This window comes from Pseudoalteromonas sp. HM-SA03 (genome assembly GCF_002289345.1).
GTDB lineage: Bacteria > Pseudomonadota > Gammaproteobacteria > Enterobacterales > Alteromonadaceae > Pseudoalteromonas.
Map to the genome: position 1 here is coordinate 95,176 of NZ_NSDG01000087.1, position 25,333 is coordinate 120,508.

At 42.9% G+C, this 25,333-nt stretch carries 13 protein-coding genes; 4 read left to right on the forward strand and 9 right to left on the reverse strand.

Annotation, left to right across the window (positions count from 1 at the left end):
- Positions 1–29 precede the first annotated feature (29 nt).
- On the reverse strand, positions 30–2,855 hold the full coding sequence (locus CKO50_RS17670; protein WP_095729235.1) for a TonB-dependent siderophore receptor: 2,826 nt from the start codon (positions 2,853–2,855) through the stop codon (positions 30–32).
- Positions 2,856–3,354: 499 nt separating this feature from the next.
- Here CKO50_RS17670 and katG point away from each other — a divergent pair, with 499 nt between their 5' ends.
- Positions 3,355–5,541, forward strand: a complete 2,187-nt coding sequence (gene katG / locus CKO50_RS17675) for a catalase/peroxidase HPI (protein ID WP_095729236.1) — start codon at positions 3,355–3,357, stop codon at positions 5,539–5,541.
- A gap of 145 nt (positions 5,542–5,686) precedes the next feature.
- Here the strand turns inward: katG and CKO50_RS17680 are convergent, their stop codons facing one another.
- Positions 5,687–6,556 carry a LysR substrate-binding domain-containing protein gene (locus tag CKO50_RS17680; RefSeq protein ID WP_095729237.1) on the reverse strand — a complete coding sequence of 290 codons (870 nt, stop codon included), beginning with the start codon at positions 6,554–6,556 and terminating at the stop codon, positions 5,687–5,689.
- Between the two features lie 112 nt (positions 6,557–6,668).
- Here CKO50_RS17680 and CKO50_RS17685 point away from each other — a divergent pair, with 112 nt between their 5' ends.
- On the forward strand, positions 6,669–6,974 hold the full coding sequence (locus CKO50_RS17685; protein ID WP_095729238.1) for a hypothetical protein: 306 nt from the start codon (positions 6,669–6,671) through the stop codon (positions 6,972–6,974).
- Positions 6,975–7,439: 465 nt separating this feature from the next.
- Positions 7,440–9,131, forward strand: coding sequence for a hemolysin D (locus CKO50_RS17690; protein ID WP_095729239.1), 1,692 nt, complete (start codon positions 7,440–7,442; stop codon positions 9,129–9,131).
- Between the two features lie 525 nt (positions 9,132–9,656).
- Here the strand turns inward: CKO50_RS17690 and CKO50_RS17695 are convergent.
- The 6 genes from CKO50_RS17695 to CKO50_RS17725 form a co-directional block, all read right to left on the reverse strand.
- Complete coding sequence (locus CKO50_RS17695; RefSeq protein WP_095729240.1) at positions 9,657–10,232, reverse strand: DUF1566 domain-containing protein; 576 nt, start codon at positions 10,230–10,232, stop codon at positions 9,657–9,659.
- On the reverse strand, positions 10,229–11,662 hold the full coding sequence (locus CKO50_RS17700) for a DUF1566 domain-containing protein (RefSeq protein ID WP_095729241.1): 1,434 nt from the start codon (positions 11,660–11,662) through the stop codon (positions 10,229–10,231). Before CKO50_RS17700 ends, CKO50_RS17695 begins: the two co-directional genes overlap by 4 nt.
- Before the next feature lie 2,460 nt (positions 11,663–14,122).
- Positions 14,123–16,222 carry a TonB-dependent receptor gene (locus tag CKO50_RS17710; protein ID WP_095729243.1) on the reverse strand — a complete coding sequence of 700 codons (2,100 nt, stop codon included), beginning with the start codon at positions 16,220–16,222 and terminating at the stop codon, positions 14,123–14,125.
- Between the two features lie 346 nt (positions 16,223–16,568).
- Positions 16,569–20,492, reverse strand: coding sequence for a cobaltochelatase subunit CobN (gene cobN / locus CKO50_RS17715; RefSeq protein ID WP_095729244.1), 3,924 nt, complete (start codon positions 20,490–20,492; stop codon positions 16,569–16,571).
- Entirely contained in the window at positions 20,489–20,836 is a 348-nt protein-coding gene (locus tag CKO50_RS17720) for a DUF2149 domain-containing protein (protein ID WP_095729245.1), read from the reverse strand. Before CKO50_RS17720 ends, cobN begins: the two co-directional genes overlap by 4 nt.
- A gap of 5 nt (positions 20,837–20,841) precedes the next feature.
- Positions 20,842–21,369, reverse strand: coding sequence for a MotA/TolQ/ExbB proton channel family protein (locus CKO50_RS17725; protein WP_095729246.1), 528 nt, complete (start codon positions 21,367–21,369; stop codon positions 20,842–20,844).
- Between the two features lie 169 nt (positions 21,370–21,538).
- On the opposite strand from CKO50_RS17725, the gene CKO50_RS17730 reads away from it, so the two are divergent.
- On the forward strand, positions 21,539–23,722 hold the full coding sequence (locus CKO50_RS17730) for a TonB-dependent hemoglobin/transferrin/lactoferrin family receptor (RefSeq protein ID WP_095729247.1): 2,184 nt from the start codon (positions 21,539–21,541) through the stop codon (positions 23,720–23,722).
- Positions 23,723–23,853: 131 nt separating this feature from the next.
- Here the strand turns inward: CKO50_RS17730 and CKO50_RS17735 are convergent, their stop codons facing one another.
- Positions 23,854–25,095: a UPF0149 family protein gene (locus tag CKO50_RS17735; protein ID WP_095729248.1), complete on the reverse strand. Its 1,242-nt coding sequence runs from the start codon at positions 25,093–25,095 to the stop codon at positions 23,854–23,856.
- Positions 25,096–25,333 lie beyond the last annotated feature (238 nt).

The window sequence follows — 25,333 nt, forward strand, 5'->3', positions numbered from 1 at the left end:
CCTTACTCTCACAGGGAAACAATGTGAAGTTAAAACTCAGTCTTAAATCTTAGGTAGTACTCACGACCCAGATATAAAGACGAATGAATGGGATCTGCGTTATTTCCATTACCCGTCGCAAAAGGTGGCGCTTCATCCAATAGGTTGTTAACGCCCAGCGTAATTTGAGTATCAACAGAATCAAAATGGTAGGTTACTTGAGCATTATGTGTCAGCGTGCTATCAACCGTATTGGTAAAGTTAACGATTTGGTCGCCTTGTTTAACCGATACTTCTTCTAACATCGAACCGATGTAGTAACTTTGCCAACTTGCGCTAAAGTCGTCATGCTGCCAATTAAGTGCAAAGTTAACTCTGTGCTCAGGCACCGCCATCTGGCCATTAACGCGCTGTCCGGCTCTATCTTTGGTTGCAAGGCCCGGTTCAATGACTTCATGTTTACTCACAAATGACCAGTTTAACGCGGTACTCAAATCACCAAGTGAAAACTGCCCGATGTCAAAGCGAACTTCCGCGTCTACCCCCTGACGGTTTAACGCATTGAGGTTTTCATTAAATACATCGATGCCGGTGATCACCCCCTGAAACTCTCCAGATTGAACACGATGTACAGAGTCGCAGTACAAACCATTATTCATACATTCACTCAATTTAGTCACCGCGCTAATGTTGCCAATGGCATCTTTTAATTGGATGTCATAAAAATCTAAGGTGATTGAACCGTTAGTAAGCCAGCTCGGCTGATAAATCACCCCAAGTGTTTTGCTCGTCGCGGTTTCTGGGTCAAGTTCGGTGTTACCGCCAGTATTGGTTCTGATCTGTCCGATCGTTTCTCGGTAACTACCATCAGCGGGAACGCCTGTGCTAACACAGTTTTGGTTTGGATTTGCTACGGCACAAGGATCGTCGCCATTTTCAAAACCAGGTAAACTTCCTTTATAAAGTTCCACCACATTAGGCGCTCTAAATGCTTGTGACCAAGTCCCTCTAAAACTCAACTGCTCATTCAACGCCCAAAATACGCCGACTTTTGAATTGGTGGTCGAGCCAAACGTATCAAAGTCTGAATATCGAGTCGCGAGGTTTAATTCTAGACTCTCCGCCCAATCATGATCTGATAATAGCGGTACAACGGCTTCAAGGTAGGCTTCATTGAGCGAGTATTCGCCGCCAGTTGGTCTACCTAACCCATCCGTGACTAAAACATTAATTGAAACGGCATCTGTTTGATTGCGCGCCTCAACCTTTTGATTTTCGATGCCAAAAGACACACCAAGGTCGCCCGCAGGCAAACTCGCCACTACGCCACTTACATTCGCGCTGGCGATTTTAATCTGGTTATGACCTTGTTGGATCCCCGGCCAATCACCAGAGAGGTAATTTAGCATGTCCTCGGAAATTTCGGAGTCGGTACCAGGTTGACCAAAGATATTAAGCGGCACACAACCCTCAATTAGCGCATCCGGTGTTGCACCACAACGCAGCACGCCCTGATCATCAAAGTGAGTAGGCCCAACCGCATTTTTAGCCGCAGGCCAATTGAATATGCCAGTTTTTAGTCGTTTGTTTGAGTTGCGACCAAAATTGTAGGCCAACTCCCAGCTCCAATCTGCATTAAAATCACCAGAGAGCGCCATCACAATACGGTACTGGCTGTTTTCTACATGGTTCATACGGCCATTGGTTTCTACCATTCTTCGACGCCAATCATTGATGGCATAAGGATTACCATCTTTGTCTTTCGGACCGAATTGCTGGTTGTAGTAGTTATCAGGAGAGTAGGTAAAATCTAAATACCCACCCCAAACTGGAACGAGTGGCTGAGGCGCACCATTGGTTGTGGATTTTCGATGTGAATAAAGCGCCTCGAAATTGAATACCACGTCATCCGAAAACTTCAAATTGCCAAGATCATATTCCCCAAACGCACTCATGCTATAGCGTTCAAAAGGCGTTTGCAGCAAGCTTGGTTCTTGGTAGTTATATAAGTCATTTTGCGCAAGTGACGCATCGGAGATAGTTTCACGCCACTCGCCATATTCAGGGCCTCGGGTAACAAATATTTCCTTGCCGTTCTCATCCGTGACTTTCAGGTTACTCCAAGGCATTGCGGAGCTACCGCCTTGACCGTAACTGCCATCGGGATTGAGGGTTAAATCATAACGACTAAAATCTCTGTCACCGGCATACACTTCTTGTTTTTCATCGTAGCTGGCACTCACCATAAAGCGCCCTTTATCACCAACAATGCCTGTTACGAGTTCCAAAGAGGTTGTATCAGCATCGCCTTCAGCAGATTGGCCAATGGAGCCACTGACCTCAAAAATATCGCTCGTTTGGCGAGTAATAATGTTGACGACACCAGACACCGCATCAGAGCCGTAAATAGAAGACGCACCGTCCAATAAAATTTCAACACGTTCAATAATCGCAGTAGGGATAGCACTCAGATCAACTGCAGCATCCGCGCCATTTCCCCCGTTTGGTAAGCGGCGGCCATTTAGCAAAACCAACGTGCGCTGTGCGCCTAAACCACGCAAGTCAAAGTTTGTCACACCCGACGTATTTTCATTTTGGGAAGCATTAGGAGCACTGGCAGAAACTGTTAGATTTTGCAGCATATCACCAATATTTTTAAACCCGGTTTGCTCGATATCCGCTCTCGATATTGTGGTTACCGCACCGGGTTTACTTAGGTTTGCCCTCGCGATACGCGACCCCGTCACCATAATCTTTTCAACGGGTTCCGACGCAGCTTCCTCGGCAAACACTGGGGCCGTCCACACCATAGCGCCCGAACCACACAAGCTGGCGATTGCCAACGCCAAAGTCGTTTTTTGTTTTGTTATTGTCATAACGGTTTCCTTTGTAACGTTCCAAATTATAAGTAGACGCTGACGATAGAAAGTTTCTTATTATCACTACAGGGAATGAAATAGGTTATTTATTGCGCCTTTTTATACTGATAACACAATTAAACCGTTCCAACAAACAATTCCAGACGATTTACGCAATATTTATTTACTTTTATTGAATATTCAAGCATCTAATTAAAAATCATGTAATCAGTCAGATTTGGCGTGTTCACTACCCTGAGAGTCACAAATGTCACCACTCTCTTGGTATTCAATATTGGCCTTTAAGGCCACCGAAATCTGGTAAAAAGCACTTATCGGGACTACCTTTATCTAGGGCCTGTTGACCTTTACTGTTTGATTTTTGTTCCTCAGAGCGTGTTTTGCTCACGGCGTACAACTTGCCCGATGTACATATCAATCAAACTGCTGCAAAAACAAACTTAAAAGATAAACAGGCCCTAGCAATCTTCCGTCATCGAACAAACAAGGATCTCCCATGGATAAGAAGCAAAACACACCGTCGATTTGTCCTTTTGCACATGGTGCAAATACGTCGTCAGAGCATAGCGAGCACCAGTGGTGGCCAAATAGCCTGAACTTAGACATATTGCATCAGCACGATACGAAGACCGATCCGATGGATGCCAATTTTGATTACAAAAGCGCATTTAACAGCCTCGATTACCCCGCCCTGAAGAAAGATCTCGAGCAACTTATGACAGACTCACAGCCATGGTGGCCCGCAGATTGGGGACACTATGGAGGGTTAATGATCAGAATGGCATGGCATGCTGCAGGCAGTTATCGTGTTGCGGATGGTCGCGGTGGCGCAAACACGGGTAATCAGCGCTTTGCTCCGCTAAACAGTTGGCCGGACAACGGAAACTTAGATAAAGCGCGGCGTTTACTTTGGCCTATTAAAAAGAAATATGGCAATCGTATTTCGTGGGCCGATTTAATCGTGCTGGCGGGCAACATTGCTTATGAGTCAATGGGATTCAAAACCTTTGGCTTTGCCGGTGGCCGAGAAGATATCTGGCATCCAGAAAAAGACACCTACTGGGGCAGCGAAAAAGAGTGGCTGGCTCCCTCCAATAATTCAAACAGCCGCTATAGCGGTGAACGCGATTTAGAAAACCCGCTTGCCGCTGTGATGATGGGTCTTATCTACGTTAATCCTGAGGGCGTAGATGGTAATCCAGATCCGTTAAAAACAGCTGAAGATATGCGTGTTACCTTTGCTCGAATGGCAATGAACGATGAAGAAACGGTTGCGCTAACCGCAGGTGGACACACTGTGGGTAAAGCGCACGGAAATGGTAATGCCGACGAGTTAGGCCCAGAGCCCGAAGGCGCGGACTTGCATGAACAAGGTTTTGGCTGGATGAATCACAGCTCGCGAGGCATTGGTTCTGATGCAGTAACCAGTGGTATTGAAGGCGCTTGGACGACTAACCCAGCTCAATGGGACAATGGCTACTTCTACTTGCTGTTCACGTACGAATGGGAGCAAACTAAAAGTCCTGCGGGTGCATGGCAATGGCAGCCTATTAATATAAAAGAAGAAGATAAGCCGGTTGATGCTGAAGACGCATCCAAACGCTGCATGCCGATGATGACAGATGCCGATATGGCGCTGAAAATGGACCCTGCTTATCGCAAAATTTCAGAGAAGTTTTATGCCGATCCTGACTATTTTAACGATGTTTTTGCAAGAGCGTGGTTTAAACTCACCCACCGTGACCTTGGCCCTAAAAGTCGTTATCTTGGCCCTGAAGTCCCTAACGAAGATCTACTTTGGCAAGACCCCGTCCCCAGCGTTAACTACACCCTAAACGACAGTGAAATTAGCGCCCTCAAGCAACAAATTCTAGCAACCAATGTGACGCTTTCAGAATTAGTAGCCACCGCGTGGGATAGTGCAAGAACGTTTAGATATTCCGATTTTAGAGGGGGGGCAAATGGTGCGAGGATCCGACTAGCCCCGCAAAAAGGTTGGCTTGGAAATGAGCCAGAGCGTTTAGCGAAAGTACTCGCCGCATTAGAAACCGTGCAAAGTAATTTTACGCCTTCCGTAAGCATGGCTGATCTAATCGTATTGGGTGGCTGCGCTGCCGTTGAACAAGCAGCTAAAAATGCTGGTGTATCAATCCAAGTGCCTTTTATCGCTGGGCGAGGTGACGCCACAGACGAGCAAACCGACATTGAGTCATTTGATGTATTAGAGCCTGTACATGACGGTTTTCGTAATTGGCAAAAACAGCACTACAGCGTAAAACCAGAAGAAATGCTACTTGATAGAGCCCAACTGATGGGACTCACAGCCAAGGAAATGACCATACTGATCGGCGGAATGCGCGTGCTAGGCACCAATCACGGGCAAACATCGCATGGCGTATTTACCGATAACGTTGGCACTTTGAGTAATGACTTTTTCGTCAACTTGACCGATATGGCATATCGCTGGGAGCCAAGTGGAGAGAACCTATATGAGATAAAAACACGTGATACGGACACGGTAAAATGGACCGCGACTCGCGTTGATCTCGTCTTTGGTTCTAATTCTATTTTGCGCGCTTACGCTGAAGTGTACGCACAAGATGATAACAAAGAGAAGTTTGTCCGTGACTTTGTTGAGGTATGGACCAAAGTAATGAATGCAGACCGATTTGACCTAAAATAGCTGCTTATAACTCAGCCTAGCCACTGGTGCGTATATAACAGTGGCTTGGCCTGTTTATCCTATCCGCTTTATTTTTTGCAGTACTCAACTCGCCGCCTTATGGGCCAAGCTAAAGTTAACCAAGAACATATAAAAAATCGCTATTTCAACATGCGCTAAGCTCAGCCACAATCCAATCTCGAAACGCCTTTAATTTAGGCCACTCAAAATGGCGCTCTGGTGCGACCAAGTAATACCGATATTCACATAACCATGCAAAGTCGGGATAGATTTCTAATTGGCCTAGCGCTAAAGATTGATTCACTAAACGTCGACGTAACAAAGAAAACCCCTGCCCTGCCACCGTTGCTTGCTGTACCAACGCCGCATTATCAATTTTGAGATTACTGAATGTATGACCACTCAAATCCAGTTGTTTGTTTAGTTCAAGCCACGCATGCTCATTATCCCGGCCTTCATCATAGATAAAATTGAGTTTAGATAGCTGTTCTCGCAACGGTTTATTTGGGTCAATTAATCCAGGACGGTAGGCAAGGACTAACTCATCCTCCGCGATGAGCTCGCTTTTCAGTCCCGGATAGTTACCAAATCCAAAGCGGATCCCAATATCAATATCGTCGTGGTTAAAATCGGCGAGTTGCTCGGTTGGATCAATACGTAGCTGGTAGTCTGGTAATGCTTTGTTGAAGCTCGCCAACCTTGGCAACAACCAACAAGTAGCAAATGAAGGCAAAACCGACAGGTTAATGGTGTTTGGGTTAGGATCTGATTTTAACGTCGACAAGCCCATTTCCATTTGCCCAAAGGCTTTGTGTAAGTACGGCAACAAGTCTTGTCCTTGCTGAGTTAGCAATACCTTTCTTGTTTGTCGTTCAAATAACATACAACCAAGCTGTTGCTCAAGGGTTCTTATCTGTTGACTCACAGCGGCTTGAGTCACAAATAAGGCTTCCGCCGCCTGCTTAAAACTGCCTAATTCCGCCGCCGNAAGTCCTTTGAGTGGAGGTGATTTCATTCGCCATCTTACTTAATTAAAACTTAACTATAGGTCAGAATTTCTAGTTTGTCAGTTTTATGAATGCACACAATACTTAGCAGTGAAATCAGAGACGGAAGGAGTCTTTATCATGAAATACGCAATTATTCTTGCATTTCCTCTAGCAGCACTCGCATCAACATCCGAGCAGGTACAAACTGAAAAAGTATTTACTGATGCGGGATACCCCTACAAAAACTTAATCATGAAGGCCGAAAAAGTGGAGCTTGTTTATTCAGAAGAGCAACACAAAACGACCTGTCGAGTTAAGGTCTATAGCGGTGATGTACTTCATGAAGGGAAGCCTATGAAGATATCGGCTAAAACGTTTTCAACCGATCCCGTCAAGGGCTGTCTTGCCCGACAAAACGCCAAACACATTTTAAGTTTGCTGTAGACGATATGAAATCAGCATTAACAACTTGCTCATAAGCAGTTGCTAATGCTGATCACTGAGCAGCACATATTTGCGACAGTTTGAAAACATACACGACTAAAAACAAGTTCTAATTCCACAACAAAACAACACACTTGTTAATAAAGGGTTTTTAAACATACGTTCACTTTCGTTAAAATGGATAAAAGCGAAGTAATTTAGCCCGAGTACTAGCATGAGAAGATCCATATTTCACTACGTTATAGAACATAAAACATCTACAAAATAGTCAGTAACAACTTGATATTAAATAAAATTATTTTAAAAGCAGGTAGCAAACTAACGTTCAAAAAGCCAATCTGATAGTAAGAAAACACTTCAATTACAAACAAAAACCAATTGAAACATTTATTTTACAAACTATAATCCTTGCCCCTCAATTGAGTAAAAACACTATTTTTTGCTTTTAATTTTCAAGGAGTAGATATGAAAATAAAGCCTCTTACATTTGCACTAGGACTTGCATTAAGCAGCACAGTTCAAGCGTTCACCCAATTTGGTGGACAGGGGATCATGCCCATGGGACATGAATGGTTAACCCGCACCGCAGCACTTGAGGTGCTGGATGCCGAACATATTATCGAACCAGATCCCAACGACCCCAGACACGTTTGGCGCTATGGTCTGGCAAAGAACATCGCACTACATACCGCACAAGATGAAGTTACTCGACTCCAATCCCAGTTAAACAACAACCCGCTCTATGAACCAAGATACGACAGTGTCAATTCAGCTATCGTCGGTGAGCGTTGGGTTGATATTGCTGGATTTAACGTCACCAACGCCAGTACCGATCCTACCGGCCCAAACTGTTTTAGCGCAGTCTCGCAAGAACCAGCTGACATTCAGCTAGATCACTTTATGCGCCGCTATGATGATATTGCAGGCCAAGGTGGTGTAGATGCAGCTTATCGCGCGCAAAAACGTTTTGTTCAACATTTTATTGATGCAGCCATGGCTGAGGAAAAACGCCTCAAAGTATGGGATGGTGGTGGCCACGCCGCCCTTACGGAAGTAGATCATAATTACTTTTTGTTTGGCCGTGCCGTTCACCTATTTCAAGACTCATTTAGTTCAGAACATACGGTAAGGCTCCCACAAGATAACTACGAAAAGGTTTGGCAAGTAAAAGCTTACCTTTGCTCTGAAGGTGCCGAGCAGCATTCGCACGATACCAAAGATGTGCTTAACTTCACCAGTGGCGATGTGATTTGGCAGGAGAATACACGCTTAGAGTCTGGCTGGCAGTCTTATCGTATTAGTAGCATGAAACCAGTTGCGATTGTCGCGCTGGAGGCCAGTAAAGATCTCTGGGCTGCGTTTATTCGCACAATGGCAATACCAAAAGCACAAAGACGTAGCGTAGCCGAGCAAGAAGCACAGCGACTAGTACAAAACTGGTTGTCGTTTGACGAGGCCGCTATGCAGGCTTGGTATGAGGACGAAAGTAAACGTGACCATACTTATGTACTGGCCCCTAATGAGTCAGGAAAAGGGAAGTCGCTTGAAGCTTGTATGACGGAGCTAAATGTAGGCACAATTAGCCAAACAGAGCGTGTTGCACAGCTAGATGCAGAGCGAAACCAATGTCTTTTTAATATCGAGGCCGAACCTGGTTTTGACGATCTTAACGACCCACACTTAGATATTCCCTACAATTGGCGCTGGAAATCTCTAACCTGGCAAACGCCACCAAGCGGCTGGACATATCCGCAGTTAAGTGCAGATACGGGCACACAAATCACGATAAAATCGCCCGTAAATAATCAGTATTTAGCAGTACACTCCCTGAACAATGACAGCCGAATTACCTTTAGCCCAACTGAGCCTCTCGATTTAATTCAGATAACCAATACACAGGGTCAGCACTATTTTAGAGCCACTCAGGCCCCTTCACTGTTTTTAAGTTACAGCAGTAACAGCGCAGGCTATCTCAAACTCGTAGACTCTCCTAAGCAAGCACTCTACGCATTGATTTATCAAGGTGGTGTTTGGAATATCAAAAATCAATTTTGGCAGCAATATATTTGGTTTAACCAAGCGCAAAACCAACCTGAGTTAAATCGCCATGGCGAACCGGACCAGTTATCCGCAAAGTGGATGATTGAACCGTTTTAAAACGATTTATACCAGTTGTATTAAGTAAATGATCTATCTTGAAGCGGGGAAATAGCTTTAGTAGCACCGCTCTCGCGTCCTGCTACCGCTAAGGTACCTATATCCATATAGGCAAGGCAAAAATTTTGCTATTTAGTTGTTCTAAATGAGAAATTTTTAACGAAGCTAATATGCTATTTCACCCTTCAAATTGATTAGAGAATTAATTCAATTGGTATTAACCTACACTAAGCTTGATACCAATGCATCAATAGTCTTATTCAACCTAGATATAAGTACTCTTGACGCATTGGTTTATCATATTGAGGTCTGTTGCTCTTTCAAGCTTTTTGCACCAGTTTACTTAGCAGTTGCGCCTCGTTAATCTATCTCAGCATGACGGTAACATAGTGAAAATGAAGAGCTCATCTTGTCGCTCTTTGCTGCTCAACCTTTGCGTCTAGCCTACTCGCAGCAAGCCAAGCACCGAGACTAGGACATTCCAAGAACAAAAACCAAACAACACCAAACGACAAGTACTGAAGTCTACTCTGTCACTTTGTCGGCTACGAGTAAAATTTGTCTCTCATAGTCTTCCAAGCCAAAGGTAGACGCTAAACTGCCACCATTTAAGTCCAAATACATTACCCCAGCTTCAGACGCTAAAGGCGTAGCTGACCAAACATATGCATACCCACCTTCTGCTTCAGCGATAGCAAAAATATTAGGAAAAACCGTTTGGTTTACTGCAGGGTTGACACAGGCAACTTCACGGATTGAGTTAAGCTCCTTGATATTAGGCAAACGCCAATTCTTAATACCCGCGTATTGATAAATTGCATGACTTGGAGAAGTCCGGATCTTTTCTGCGGTTTTAAGGGCATCTTGCCAGTACATAGCGGTTGGCATTCCATCACAACTTGAAGTTTGTGCATTAAAAGTTTGCCCAATACTACAGCGCATCCAAGTAAGCTGTGTTGCTCTATCAGTTACGGTACCATCTTTATTATCGATAAAACCTACGCTAGGTGAAGAGCGCTCGATAGTTTGTGAACACGCTTGCTCAATAGCCTGTACAGTAAAGCACATTGATAAAGACAAAGTGACTAATAAATATCTCATTTTGCTGCTCCTAAAGTTACAAGCCTCACAGGTAATACACTTGGATATTCGCATTTTTGTGCACTATCACAGTATGCATAAGAAGTCGTTGCACCAATATAATCACCGTTAAACCCAAGCGCCCACATGTGAGAGGCATAGTACATAGAAGTGTGCCATTCTATCGATGGCGTTGCTGTCCATATATCTCCGGCATGTGTTTCTGGGAAGTAATTAACGTCTACTCCAAGTAAAACATCGCCGTCATTCTTATCTGTGCTCGCAAAGTGCACTAAGCTATACAGCTCGTTGAATTTAGGTAACTTCCAGCCAGAGTGTCCACACAACCCGACACCGTTGTTTAGATTGTTTATGTAACTTTCATATTGCGATACTGTGCATACACCTTCTGCATTATCACAACTGGCTTCAGCCACTTCAGCAGGAAAAATCGATTCGCGGTCGCTAGGTTTAAATGCAAACAACGTGTCTTTGTGGCGAATACCTGCGTTTGCATCTTTTACTTCCCAAATTAGCCCTGTTTGTAAGTCTTTTACACAGCTCCATTGTTCAGCATCAGCTGCAAGCATTTCACCTGTACTACTGAGTTTTACATAACTAAAACCCGCAGCACCATCCGCATCATTATTTTGTGTAAGATCAAGACCATAATCTGCGTCTTGACCTGGAAAGTCCGCAACAGAAGCGGTATTGTAAAAGCCATCTAGGTTAGCGAATGCAGTTACCCCAGTGTCAGTCATAGGGAACCCTACAGACCAATTTAATGCATTCGCAACAAAACTATCTAGCTGATTAAAATGACTATTGTTTTTTATCGCGGTAATAATATCTGCAAGTTGAATCGCAAAGCCCGCAAGAATAGCCCCCTTATTTTCACTTTGCTGTTGCGCAGCCTGCCACAATTTTACAAATTCAGTATTGAAGTTTGCTAAGTCTGCGCTTTGCGCTGTCAATAAAGTATCCGCTGACAAAGACAGTGATAAGCCATCGTTAAGTGCAGAAACAACAGCCTCAATTGCTTGCTCTCTACTGATGCCTTGTATCATATTCGCGCTAACCAGAGTCGTTGCAGGTGTCATTACGATACTAGCGTCATTCGCAACTGCAGCTGGCGCACTGAGTATCATCACATTGCCTTCTGTCACAATGTAGCTCTGGTTAAGGATTGCAACATCTTCACTTGTTAATGTTGCGGTTCCATCTGTAATTGAAGTTTGCACCTCGACACTGTCACACACTAAGTTTTCATTGCTATCTGCGCATAAAGTACCGGTTACTGCGTTATCAACGCTGATCGAAACCGAATAACTAATTGGGTCTACCGTTGTCTCATTTTCAGTATTTGCTTTAGTGTCACCACTCCCCCCACCGCAAGCACTGAGACCCACCACCGAAAGCGCAAGCGCAAGCGGTTTCAATTTAAATGTCATGTTTACTCCTAGTGTGTATTTTGAGTCGCCTAAGCCCAATTAAAATTAAACCAATATTTAGCCAATACAGGCTGCCACTCGTGTTGTCATTTATTTTTTCTAGATGATTATCTTGGTCATCTGTATGTGCTTTATCGTCAGACGCAGAATGACAGTGATAATCGGTAACTTGTGAAAGCTGCCAAGCTTTAAGCGTAGGCGTATTAATTAGTTCGGAGAAATCAGGCTTGTGATCTACAACCTGAAGCTGCCACTGGCCGTNTGACCTTCAAGTAGCGAGAAATCTACGTTTGCAACATCAGAAGGCAGACTAAATTCAAATTTTGAATGTGGGTAGTAGCTTTGATCCCAAATGACTACGGCAACACCCGCAGGGCTAATTAACTTTATACTTACTTGGCTCAAGTCATTGTGTTCAAGCTGTAATTCAAATTTAAGGTCATCACTAACCTGCAGAGATTGCTGCTCTACATCAAGGTAAAAGTTGGTGATCCCCTTACTGTGCACAACTCCACTAGGCTCTCCGGTTGCGTCTTTAAGTATGCCTCCCTCACCTTTTACAACAAATAGATTTGGCTGGCCTAAGGTAACTTCTAGTTGCTGTAGGCTTTGATTTAATACTGGGATCCCTGTTGAATATTTCTCCAGTACAGGAACAGAAGCACTCTTCCCACAGCTCAATTCAAACGCATCATCGAAGGTGATGGAAAAAGTGTGTGTTATCGAATCTCCAGCCTTAATATCGCCAACCTGTTGAGTTGCGATTTTTATTGTTGAGTCCTCAGTCGACGCGAACTGGATATCTTTAAGCGAGTAAGGGCTGATATTTTTGATATTCACAACCACAGAGGGATCTGAGGTGAGAGTATCAATGACCTTGGCTTGTTCAATGACCAATAATTTTGGCAACAAGTTATGATGACTAAAATGCCGTTGTAAAATATCAGCATAGTGTTCATTGGGGTACAAGCGCTTTGCCATATCAAGTGTAGACAGCGCTAAATTGGGCATAGTGATCCCCGCCCCTAGGCCAAACATAGCTTCAATAACAATCTTCTCCATGTCATTCATGCCTTTCACACCATAATGCGCTTCAGCTTCTTTGAAGGATTGAAATAATGGTGTGGACCAAAGCTGATCACCAAGGGAACCTGCAACATGAATATGGGCTGGGTAGTGATAATTTGGATTATACCTAGCTTTACTATCATTTAACGTTCTTGGTCTACGTTGTCCAAAACGAGCATCCCAGTTAAACATAACATCCGGCTCAAACTCGTAGCCTTGCGGATCTCGGTAACTATGACTTGCGGCGAGAAAATCGGCATACCCTTCCCCAATTGCACCGCTATCCGCACCGTCGTCATAGGGATTGATGAAGTTAGTAACACTGTGTCCATATTCATGCCATATTACATCAGCATCCTGCGCGTCAGCATGCCCCCCAACTCCTAATAAAATCCGTTTTTGATGAAATGAATATGCCGACTGGTCATTATAAGAACCTTGTGCATCAATGGTGATCGGCGCATAGTGGATCAACTTATCGCCAGTAAAACCCAATTCCTGCAAATGACGCTGAGCAGAATCGACGTGAAAATAGGCCATTTGTTGTAAAAAGCTGGCAGAGCTATGATGATTTTTTGCTACACCAGCTACAGGCAACATTTCCACAACTTCGTGTGGTTCTGCAAAGTCAGTTACTCGAGCATAAGGCCCCGTCAGTGCTAGCTGGTTGCCAATTAGCGTTAAATCTCTAAGCTCAACAAGTCTAAATGCTGCATCCGCAAATTCAGTCTGCGGTGTAAACTGTTGCTCAATGTCTTCACTCATTAAGCTAGTTTTTGGGTCTGGATCAAATAACCATGACTGCTTGATTCGACCTGAGTATTCAGGCTCAACTTCACTTTGGTAGGCAGGAATAGCGCCGCGTTGACCAAGGATTTTAGTGGCATCAGCATCAATAAAATAATGCTGAGTAACGATTTCACCTTGCAAGGTTTCACTTACTAATACGTTCCAAACAAATCTTAAACCTTGCTGCTCAAGCCACCACCCTCGCTTAATTTCTTCTATCGAAAAATGGTCAACTTGTTTATCAATTAATGCACCAACCTGCTCAATAGAAGGAGCAACAGAAACCGTGCCCTCATCCAAGTTTAACGTCGAAAAATGAGAGACATACAACCGAAATGCTAGTCCTTGTTGATCCGTTGCAACACTATCCACGATATTAAATATTGGCAAAGCGTCATAAGTAGGCATAAAGCTATAATAATTACCAAACTGACCTTTACGACGGTAAGAAAATTGATATTTTCTTGCTAACTTGGTTTCAAGTAACTGTTCAGCTTGTTGTGAATTAATAGCACGACCAGTAACAAACTGAAGCTCTGCCGCGGTCGCACCTAGGTGCCACAGTAGCAATAGTAATAATGGTTTTTTCAAGATGGTCACCCTTTAAAATTTATACTGGATAGATGCTCTAAAGTTTCTACCTGGTTGTGAATAGTCGAAGTCGGAATTGGATTGACCAGCAACATCTTGATATCGGGTATAATGCTTATCTAGCACATTATTTATCGCGGTATTGAATTTCCAATTTTTTGATAGTGTGTAACTTACGGATAAGTCTAGGCTGTGCCAACTTCCTGTTGACTGACAAGGTATTTCTACACTTAAAAATGGGTCTAGGCACGTAGGTAAGTCAGTCATCTGACTTTGTCCATACCATTGCAGATTGATTAAAAAGTCACTGAACTCATAATTGGCATAAAATGTATATTCAAGCGGAATAAGATTTCTTAGGTATTCTTGCTTGTCTTTATTCTTTCCGTTCATCCAGCCAATATTTGCGCCAAACATTAGTGACTCTAATTGATAAGTTACCTCTGCTTCTGCACCGAACGTATACGCTTCATCGATATTGACAAACTGGCGCTCCATTACTCCATCGTTTAATCTTAAACGGATGTTCACCCAATCGATAAAATCGTCGTAGCGGGTGTAATAAATACTGCTGGCAAAATGCAATTTATCAATTGTTTGCGAAAACCCTAGTTCCAAGCTATCACTGGTTTCCGCTCTCAACTGAGTATTGGCAACAATTTCAAACGGAGGAAAGGCAAATAAATGAGGAATATTGCCATATACTTTATCGTATGGTGCAGCTCGGTAGCCCTGTGCATATGCTCCGTAAGCATTAAAACCATAACTATTTTCATATCTGATTTGTGCGCTAGCTGTGACTTCATTTGAGCTCGTGTCTTCGTCACCTTCAGCAGATAGTGCATTATGGTCGTAACGCAAACCAATTAACGCTCTAAAATTACTATTAATCTGCCAGTCGTCACCAACATAAGCACCAAGTATCACTGTTTTAGCTGCATTAAACGGTGCGTCAATCGTCACTTTCCGTCTACCATTCTCAATCACGGTATCGACTTTAGGACGCTCATGCTCAACCTGTTCTGCACTAATGCCATACATCAGCTCATGATTGCTAAAAAACTTAGCAAAATCTAATACGCTACCAAAACTGGTCTGAGAAAAACGGTCTTCCGAAAGCAGCTGCCTATATCGAGTCTGAACCTCAAAAAATTGACGGCTGATTAGTTGTTCAGTGTCGTTTTCGTGTTGTGTTTTGCGCCAGAACATTTGTCCAAGCGCATCATCAAAGATGAGAGATGAATTCACAGATTGCCATTTAACGCTGTGGCTATGAGTTTGTTGGAGTTCACGTTGTTTTTGAGATTCAACTTGCCACGCACCGTCATGTTGGGGCACGGTTTCCGGTTTAATTTTGTTTTCTGTCTGCTGTGTCAGCCAGCTAAAATCATATGTAAAAAGGCCCAAACCTGATTCGTACTGACTACTAAATTTTGCGCTTTGACCTTTAACGTCTAGCGGAGCGCGTGACTCGGGAAAGTTTTGCTGCTCTTCAGCACGCCAGTCACTGACTTTTAGTAAAACAGGTAACCCAATAAATCCAGTTGCAGCAGTGAGTGTGTTTTTAACCTCCGAGTTGGTACCGTTGTACAAACTCTTAATTGCTAAATAGTTATCTTCACTTCTTAGATAATCACTTGCTTGTTTGGTATTCACTTTAACCACACCAGCTAGTGCACCTGCCCCAAAAAACGTTGAGGCAGGTCCCTTTGCTACTTCAATAGATTTAACGTCTTCCAAATCAAAATTAAATCGCCCGACCAGATCGTTGATGTCACTTGCGCCATAACCATCCGCAGCTCTGCTGCCATTTTGCAATACCAATACACGATTACCTGACATACCACGAATGGTAATATTTTGAGGGCGACCGCTATAACCTGTGATCGCTACACCTGGCTCCGTTTTAAACAAATCGCTCAACTGTGTTGCTACAAGCTGTTCAATATCATCATCACTTAGTACAGCCGCACTACCGGAAAGTTCTAACAACGATTTTTCAGCTTTGTTTGCAACAATTTCTATCACTTCAATGGATTTAGAGTCCGTATTGGCTGCATAACCGGGGAAGATAATTACTGAAGAAACAAAAGAAACAACAAAACGAATCATTTTCACTTACACTTAAAACAACGAGATTGCGAATGATAATGATTTTTATTATTTTATCAGCTATAAAATATAACTAATTCTTATAACTATAGTAATAAACTTTCGGAAGAGAATTTAAAAACGAGGAATGGAACTCACAACACATTGCTTTTAATATAATTTTAAATTTAATTTGGTTTTATATTTTTTTACATTCGAAAATAATTCACATTTAATAGCCCACCATACCAGTCAAAACAAGTAAGTTTATTGCAAATAGGTAAAGTACAGTGAGAACACAACAAGCCCATCTCGGCTTGCTGTGTTTCTACTGGTGTTTACAAATATTGCCTTATTTGTAGCGCTATCAAGTGTATGTTTTAGAAGTCAACATAGGTCGAATCAAGGGCTGCAGCATACCCGCAAAGAAAATTCCTGCCAGTAGCCACCACAAGGTATAATCAGTTTCAACTTCTTTGCCTTGAGCGACTTGTTCTAACTTTTGACCAGTCACTTGCTCCATATTGGCTTTACTTGCTGTCATATCAACGTTAGGCACAGCTTGCCCAGGCATCAAGGGTACTAAACCAAACCCCGCATTTTGTTGTTCAACATACTCAGTGAACTTTTTATTATCAGTCACTACATCATGTTGATTTGCAATTTGGGTGTAAGTATCTAGCATCTTTTTCAATGTCTCAGGAGAGGCTTTCCAATACCCTTTTCTAACCGCTTCAAGCATACGTTCAAGGATCTGTGCTAACGCCTCGGCATTATGCTGATCAAAGAACTCTCGCATCTTCATGTCATACTTATCATCAACATACACGTCGAAAAACTCTTGCCATTGATCGTCCCTGACCGCTTCGGGTGTCATCACTTCCCAACCCCACATGTTGTTCATTCGATCAAGTATTGCCGTTGCCCCAGCATACCCCGCGTCTTGCATTGCCTGTATCCAGCGAGGATGGAAATACCGACTGCGCATTTCATTGCTCACAAACTGATCTAATGTTTGGGTTTTCTCATGTCCTTTTCGACGTAAGTTCGCTACATACATCTTTGGAGTTTTACCGTCCAGACTGCGAACAGCTAAACCAATTCCACCAAAATATTGAAATGGATCATCATTAGTCATCAAAGCATATAGATTAGTCGAACGAGAAAATACAACGCCATCTGTACCCGATAACACCTTGGCATAGAGTCCTGTTTCTGAAAGATTCTCACTCCAGCGAGATTCATCTTTGCCATAACCGAACCCCATCCGGTCTAAGTAAAGATTTGCAAGCTTACTGTCATCGTCCCACGTATCTGAAGCAAGGCTCATTCCCGCCAAGCCAGTACCATAAGCACCTGTTTCATTCGAAAAGATCCGTACCGATGAAAGGTAATCAGCATCATCCTCAGATTTTCCTTCCTCTATAAGCTGCTGTTTTAAATTGCTAGCGTGGCGATAAACAAAGTTGTTTTCTTCTTTCATCTTCGCCACTTTATCAATGGCTTCGGCCAACCACAGCATCACGTTAGGAAATGCGTCGCGATAAAGGCCTGTTGCCGATATCACCACATCAATTCGCGGACGCCCCAATTCAGAATATGGGATCACTTCCGTACCAATAATATTACCCTGTGGGTTCCATTTAGGCTTTATACCCATCGCGTGTAAAATTTGTGCTTCTAACGCCCCTTGATGGCGCATAGTCTCTAGGGACCAAAGAGAAAATGCGAGCTTTTGAGGATATCGCCCATGTTTTGCCTGATAATCAGCAACAGTTTGCTCTAGCATGTTAACTCCTGCTTCATAGGCTTCTTTTGATGGTACTTTTGCGGGATTAAAACCAAGCAGATTACGACCTGTGGGCACAGCTGCAGGATTGCGAATAGGATCACCACCGTGACTTACAGGTATGTATTGTCCTGATAATCCATTCAGTAAGCCCTCTAGTTCAGCGATTTGATGGAAGTTATCCCAATAGGTCTTTGCTAAGTCAATTGGTCCTTTAAGGGTGTCAGGTAACTCTAGTTGTTGTTGCCCACCCAACACGCTCTGCAATAACTGAAAACCCTCAAGTGCTTCAAGCTTTACAACGTTACGCTCATCAATTTGTTGCTCTTTTGCGAAAGCTAAACCATGCTCACGTTCATACTCACCCGCAAGGTGAGTAAAGTCGTCCCCAAGCATTTGTAAGATTGTGCTGTATAGATGCGCCTCTTCCGGTAGTTCGCCAAAAATATGGATCCCTAAAGGTTGGCTCATCTGCGCTAAGGTATTAAGATGATCTTGCAACTTACTAATATGTGCATCGAACGCTTGAGATAAAGCTTTTTCGTCAAGTCCTAAGTCTTTCAGCATATTCAACTTAGTTGCGAGGGTAATGATTTCTGCCCGTGTATTCTCACGCGTCAAGCCTTCAGCAAGCATCAGATAATTTGTAATAAGCTCACTAAGTTCAGCAACGTCCGTATAAAGCCCTGCTTTGGCAAACCCTGGAGTAAGATGACTTATCATAGTCGCTCGGCCTCGACGCTTAGCTTGCATCGCTTCACCAACATTATCAATAATATATGGATAGAACACCGGAATGTTCCCAATTGCCAAATTCGGCGCATCATACACAGATAATCCGCGCTCTTTACCACTTAACCACTCTTGTGAGCCGTGCGTGCCTAAGTGAATTACCGCGTCCGCACCAAACGTCTCTCTAGCATACAAATACATTGCCAAATAACCATGGTTAATAACGGACTTTGTGCTGTGATAGGCTGCTGAATGCTCTTTTGCGTTACTGCCGCGAACCCCTTGAGGCAAAATTATCATGTTGCCTAAGTCCATCCGTGGAATAACAAACATAGGTTCACCGTTGTGTTCACGCACCATGGTACTTTCGCTTGGCTTGCCAAATTTTTCCACAATTGGCGCTGTAACGTGTTGTGGCAAAGAGTCAAACCAACGCTGATAAGTGGATAAAGGCATATAATCAGCAAGACCAACATCAACCAGTGCTTCAGCATCTTCTCCACGATAATAAGGACGTAAAAGTTTGCCAGCTTGCTCAATAATTTGCTCTGGATGAGCTTGCTTCACATCGTAACCCTTGGCTTTCATTGCATCGGCAATATTCACAATTGAGCTTGGAACATCTAAAAATGCAGCACCTATATTTTTTTCTCCGGGAGGGTAATTCCAGATAAATGTCGCGATTTTTTTCTCACGATTTTTAATATGCGCTAAATTCGCGTGATAAAATGCCCGCTCAACCAGCGCATCAAGCTGCGCCTGCATTACCACCTTCACACCTTTATCATTCGCAGCGATGATGCTCGGATCTACACTCCCTGTATCCTCAGGCATTACTAAGAAAAATGGCGTTAACGAAGGAGAAATGCCAGCATGATCTTGGTTAAAAGCAGCTTCATCACCTTCGGTGTAATTCATTGCATGAATAACTGGCACCCCAATTTGAGCAAACTCAGCACGACGCTTTTCTACGTAGTGAAGTGAGCGGTAATTAATGAGCAAATCAACTCTCGCCCCATTCTCATCCGTTAATAGCTCTGGGTAAGTCAATGACTCGTCATTACCTTCAAAGAAAAAGGCGAGCGCCTTTGCTCCTTTCTTTTGTAATCCATGGATTAAGGCATCCACGACTTGCTGTTGCTCGTAGTCAATTACAGAGCGGTGAATAGCAATCGCGATAACCGGCTGATTGTCTTCAACATCCAACCAGTTAAAGAATTCGCTTTGATCAGCTGTAACACTAGATTTAAAATCAGGATGATATAGACCGACATTTGGTACTACCTTTACCGGATCTGGCACTTCACTCGATAACCCAAACACCTTAGCCGATATGTACAACATCATGTTACGGTAGTTTTGGCTACCTGCATTATTGTAGTATGCGCCCAATGTTGTATGCTGCGACGGGGATAACCCTTGATTCATTTTCATGTTTTCAAGATCCCCTAAAGAGATCACAGGAACCTCTGGATAATCTGTCAAATATGATGTGTAATCTGCAAACATATACTGTGACAGCATAGGGTTAATACCATCCAGTAAAATCAGCTTAGCATTTTGCCAAGCGGCTCGGATCTCATCTTCTGATTTGCCACGAGTGCTAAAGTTAGTCAGTTTAAAAGGCTGATCTTCGGCCAGCGAGAGCAATAACTCTCCTTTTGACTTAGAAGCATGCCCTGACATCATAATCAACACTTCAGGCTGTTGCTGTGCAAAACTTTGGAAAGAAGACAAAGCTAAAATGAGCAGCGCGAATAGTCGGGTCATCTGTTTGTCTCCTTCGCATTATTTTCAGTTTTCTTTTCATTCTCTGGAACATAGACAAAACTACCGTCTGCCATTTTATATGCGACCCCGGCTCTCATGCCTTCTCCAGAGCCTATTTCTCCATTAGATTTATATTGCTTAATTTCCTTGCCTTCTTTCACGATCACTTCCATGTTAGGTTCACCGGCGTTTTTTACCACAGTGACATTTTCTGATGTAAATGGACTGAGCGGATTTTGCGCAATAGAAATCAGTAATGCAGCGATAATCACCAAAAAAACATCAACCAAATTTACGGCACTCACAATAGGGTTTAATTCTTCATCTTCATCTAAAAAACGCATGGAAATTATTCCCCTCTCAGTTTTCGAATGTTGATCAACTCCTGAGCGCACCAACGTTTCTTAACCGAAGCGGGCCAAAAAGTAAGTGTAGAAATAACAAGTCCCCATATTACCGCAGCAAACGCAATAATTAAGTTTTCGCTGATCCCCTGAATGTTACCGTCTGCGAGCGCCTTTAACGCCGGTCCCATTGGGATCATTGTCGCGATAAGACCTAGCATTGGAGCAACCCGCGTAACAATTCGAAGCGTTTCGAGCTGTTTTAACGCAAACACCTCTAACTCATCTTCAGATGCACTTGGATTCGCAATAAAATAATTATGAACATGAAAGCCGTTGTGGCTTTGTAACGACTTATTATCTATTCCGCGTTGGTATGACAAACGACTTTTCCTACGAATTAAAAATTCGGATACAAAGCGTCCAACTGCAAAAAATGCGTAAACAAAAAGTACTGATATTACAATAATAACTGGTGTCATTAGTAGCTCAGATACATTGGCCATTAGCACTTCTATTGCTTGTATATTCACAATAATTCCCCTCTATAAATTATCGCGACAATGTACTTGAAAATGTAATAACTTACAACAACACAAATGGAAACTATTATTATTTAGATTGATCTTTTTAATAATAAAGGTATGATCTTCGCAAATTTTAGTAGCAGCTCAGCAATAAAATATTCATAGGAATCTCATCATGCGCTTTGCAAAAACACACTATTTGCGACTACTTATCGCCTCAATTATTGCTTCTGGATCAACGGTTGCGTTAGCCGATAACGCGGTTTCCGCAGATGATTTAGAAGTTATCGTTGTTAGTGGCTCTCGTAGTGAGAAGCCACTTAAAGACGTAGCAGCCAGTATCTCCGTAATGTCTAGCCAAGACATCGAAGAACAAGTAATCACCGATGTAAATCAGCTTTTTCAGTATGATCCAAGTATAAAGATTACGGGTCGTATAGGTGGTGCACAAAATATTCAGGTTCGAGCTATGGGCGGCGATAGAGTATTGATCATAAAAGACGGTATGCGCATGAATGAAGGCTATGGCGCGGATGGACTCAACGATATAGTGGGCCGAGGTTTTATTGATACTGATACGATAAAACAAGTTGAAGTTGCGAAAGGAGCCAGCTCATCTCTCTATGGTTCCGATGCGTTGGGGGGTATTGTGGTATTTACCACCAAAGATGCCAGTGATTATCTTAACGACAATGAGCATCTTGGCGCACGTGTAAGGATAGGCTATAGCGACCTCAGTGAACAAACTAATCTAAGTGCAACGCTAGCAGGCCAGCATGGCAATTTTGACCACTTACTGAGCCTAACAGCCAGAGATGGTAAAGAGGAACAAAATAAGCACAACACCCGCGCTCCCTTTGATATCGACTCTCAAAGCTTACTTTACAAATTAAAATACAACTTCAACGACAAAGATTATGTCAATGTTTCTGCTGATCTGTGGCGCCAAGATGTAAGTGGCGACCTTGCCGATGGTCTATTGGCATATTTCCGTGGTCTAGCTAAATATGGCTACAACATCGCGACGGAAAGTACAGAGACCGAAAAGCACACAGATTCGTTCCGCCTGAGTTATCACAACGATACGGGCAATAGCGTTTGGGACACAGCACAGTTTAATTTGTATTACACAAACAGTGTTCAAGATGATAAAGAGTATGCCTTACTCGATATTAACGCGCCTATGTTTGGTGTTATCGAAAAACGCGACATGTGGAAAACCGGTACTTATGAGCAAACTACGTATGGTTTTATTTCTCACGCGAGTAAAGCACTCGATAAGCAACATACTCTTGGTTACGGTGTTGATATAGAAACCACTGAGAGCCTACGCACAGTGCGTGAATACCGAGAAGTGGAAGGCGAAGTCACCAAAGATGACATTACTAATAAATTCCCGAAAAATGATACACTTCGCGCAGGCCTATTCATCAATGACGAAATAAAGCTACTAGATGACAAACTTATCGTGACACCTGGCCTACGTTTCGATTATTACAGCATGGACCCAAGCGGTACCTTAAAGACCGATGGTACAGAATTTGCGAAAATAGACGATCAACATTTATCGTTTAATTTAGGTGGTTTGTATTATCTAAACAACATGCTTTCTGTTTTTGCTCAGTACGGCCAAGGGTTCAAAGTGCCGCCTTATGATCTAGCCTATATTGAACACTACAATCAGGCTTCTGCAGAATATTTATATGAAATCTTACCAGCAGAGGACTTAAGTCCAGAAGAAAGTGACACCTTAGAACTTGGATTACGTGGCCATATTGGTGACTTCACTATTTCAACTGCACTGTTCCACAATAAGTTTGATAACTTCTTGTCCACAGAGCTTATAAGCCGTGACACCATATTGGATGATGAAGGAAACTTTGCCTATAACCATGACAAATTCCAATACCAGAACATTGATTCAGTTACGATCAAAGGAGCTGAGTTCTCCACCACTTACTATGCTACCGATACATTGTCTGTTTCATTTAGCGCAACATATCAAGATGGTAAAAATGATGAGACAGATGAATATATCCGTTCTATTAATCCGCTGTCAGGGAACCTAGGATTCAAGTATCAAAATGATATGGTGAGTTCAGATCTTATCCTTAATTTTGCTAAAAAAATGACCAAAGTGAACACAGGTAAATACCAAACTCCTGGATACGGCACGATTGACTGGTTAGCACAAGTTAAATTGGGTGATAATACTGCCGTAAATTTAGCTATCCGTAATCTATTTGATAAAACTTACTACCAACACGGCAATCTTGCAGGCCACGGTATGACAGAAAGCTTAGATGGACTTGAAAGTGCGGGACGAAGCTTTGCAGCCTCTATCCGATATGACTTCTAATACTAATTCGCTTAATTAAGTGAACTATTTTGAGGCGAGAAAACCTTGTCGATAACCCCGGTGAAGGCCAACTTCACCGGTGAACAGCTCTTAGCTTTGCATCTCTACTTGCTTAATTTATCCAAAGTCCGCTATGATTTTTTACGCAGCCAAAAGAGGCTTCCTTCCACGCTTAACCAGGCTTTTTTGCCACCACAATCTATATAACTTAAGACTTCTTCTTTTGAACCCAATGTGTAGCCATATATTTCTTTTTGCTTAGTCTTTTCTTGACCTGTAAGCATCTTGATAAAGTGCTTATTGTACCCTTTGATTGTCGCTTTTAGCTCATTCAAAGCTTTGCTCTCGCCACCCTGCGCAAAATGCATCAACGCCTCTACAGATAGCATAAAAATACTCTCTTCTTCATATTCATCAAGGCAAGCTTGCAGTTTATCCCACTGCTTTAAGATAACTAAACCGTTCACATACAGGTATCGACAGGCCTGATTATCGTTTGGATTAAGTCGCAGCAGCACGTCTAGCTCATCAACCGCCTCTTGTACTCTGTCTGCCCAAAAGTAAATCCACGCTTTATGGTAACGAATAAGCATATAAGGTCTAGTTTCGTGGATAAGCCAAAAATCGCCTTGATTTTCCTCAATATAATCAGGCGTAATAAAGTCTTGTTCTTCATTAAGAATAAACTGGTCAAGTAAAGGGATTGAATCAATGTGAGTCAATTTGAGTAAGTTCTCAATCAGTGAGTTTCTTATTTCCTCTTGTGCTTCATCAAAATCTTCTTCAAATTCAAACGCTCCGAGCTCGTTGTCTAGCTCAGGATCCCAAATTAAAGTATCCCCTAACTCCATAATCGCGCCTGCCAAATAACGCTTTACGTCATGAGCCTCTCGCTCAAAAGGCATCGTAGGCTCAGCGTTTGAAAATGCCGCCTTTGCTGCATCTAAGCTAGTAAAACCGGTGAGTTGTTGTTGTAATTCATTTACCGCACCTTTTTGCTCTAGTGACAAGTTCTCGAAAGATACTTTATCCAAGGCTTTAAGCAGACCAAGACAAAAGCTCGGTAACGGAGCCCCTTCTACTAATGATGCAGCAAAGTCTTGCTTAGAGAGCGCACACTCTTTTGGCAACTTATAAGTTTTTCCATCCAAGCTTGAAACGCACTGCTCATGCAAATCCATTAAGGCCTCTAACTGAGCACGGTAAATAGCCGTGTAATCACCAAAGAGCTCAGGCAACCACTCGTGTATTTCAGCAATATCATTAATGGCAACTTTGCCAATCAAATAACCTTCAACAAAATAATAATCCGGTTGATGCTGAGTATCTTTAGAAAAGGCATTAACTGCTTTGCGTAGCGCACTTGGAGTCATATTGAATATTCCTTTAACAATTGAATAAGTAGGTAGGAACCGCTTTATTCGGGGATCTCTACATAAAACATCGCGGAATAAATCCGCTCCCACCATACTAGATCCCACTGGTGGGAGCCGCTTTACGCGGCGATCTCAACAAAAAACATCGTGGAATAAATCCCCTCCCACCATACTAGATCCCACTGGTAAAAACCACTTCACGTAGGAGCCACTTCATGCGGTGATCTCTGCACAA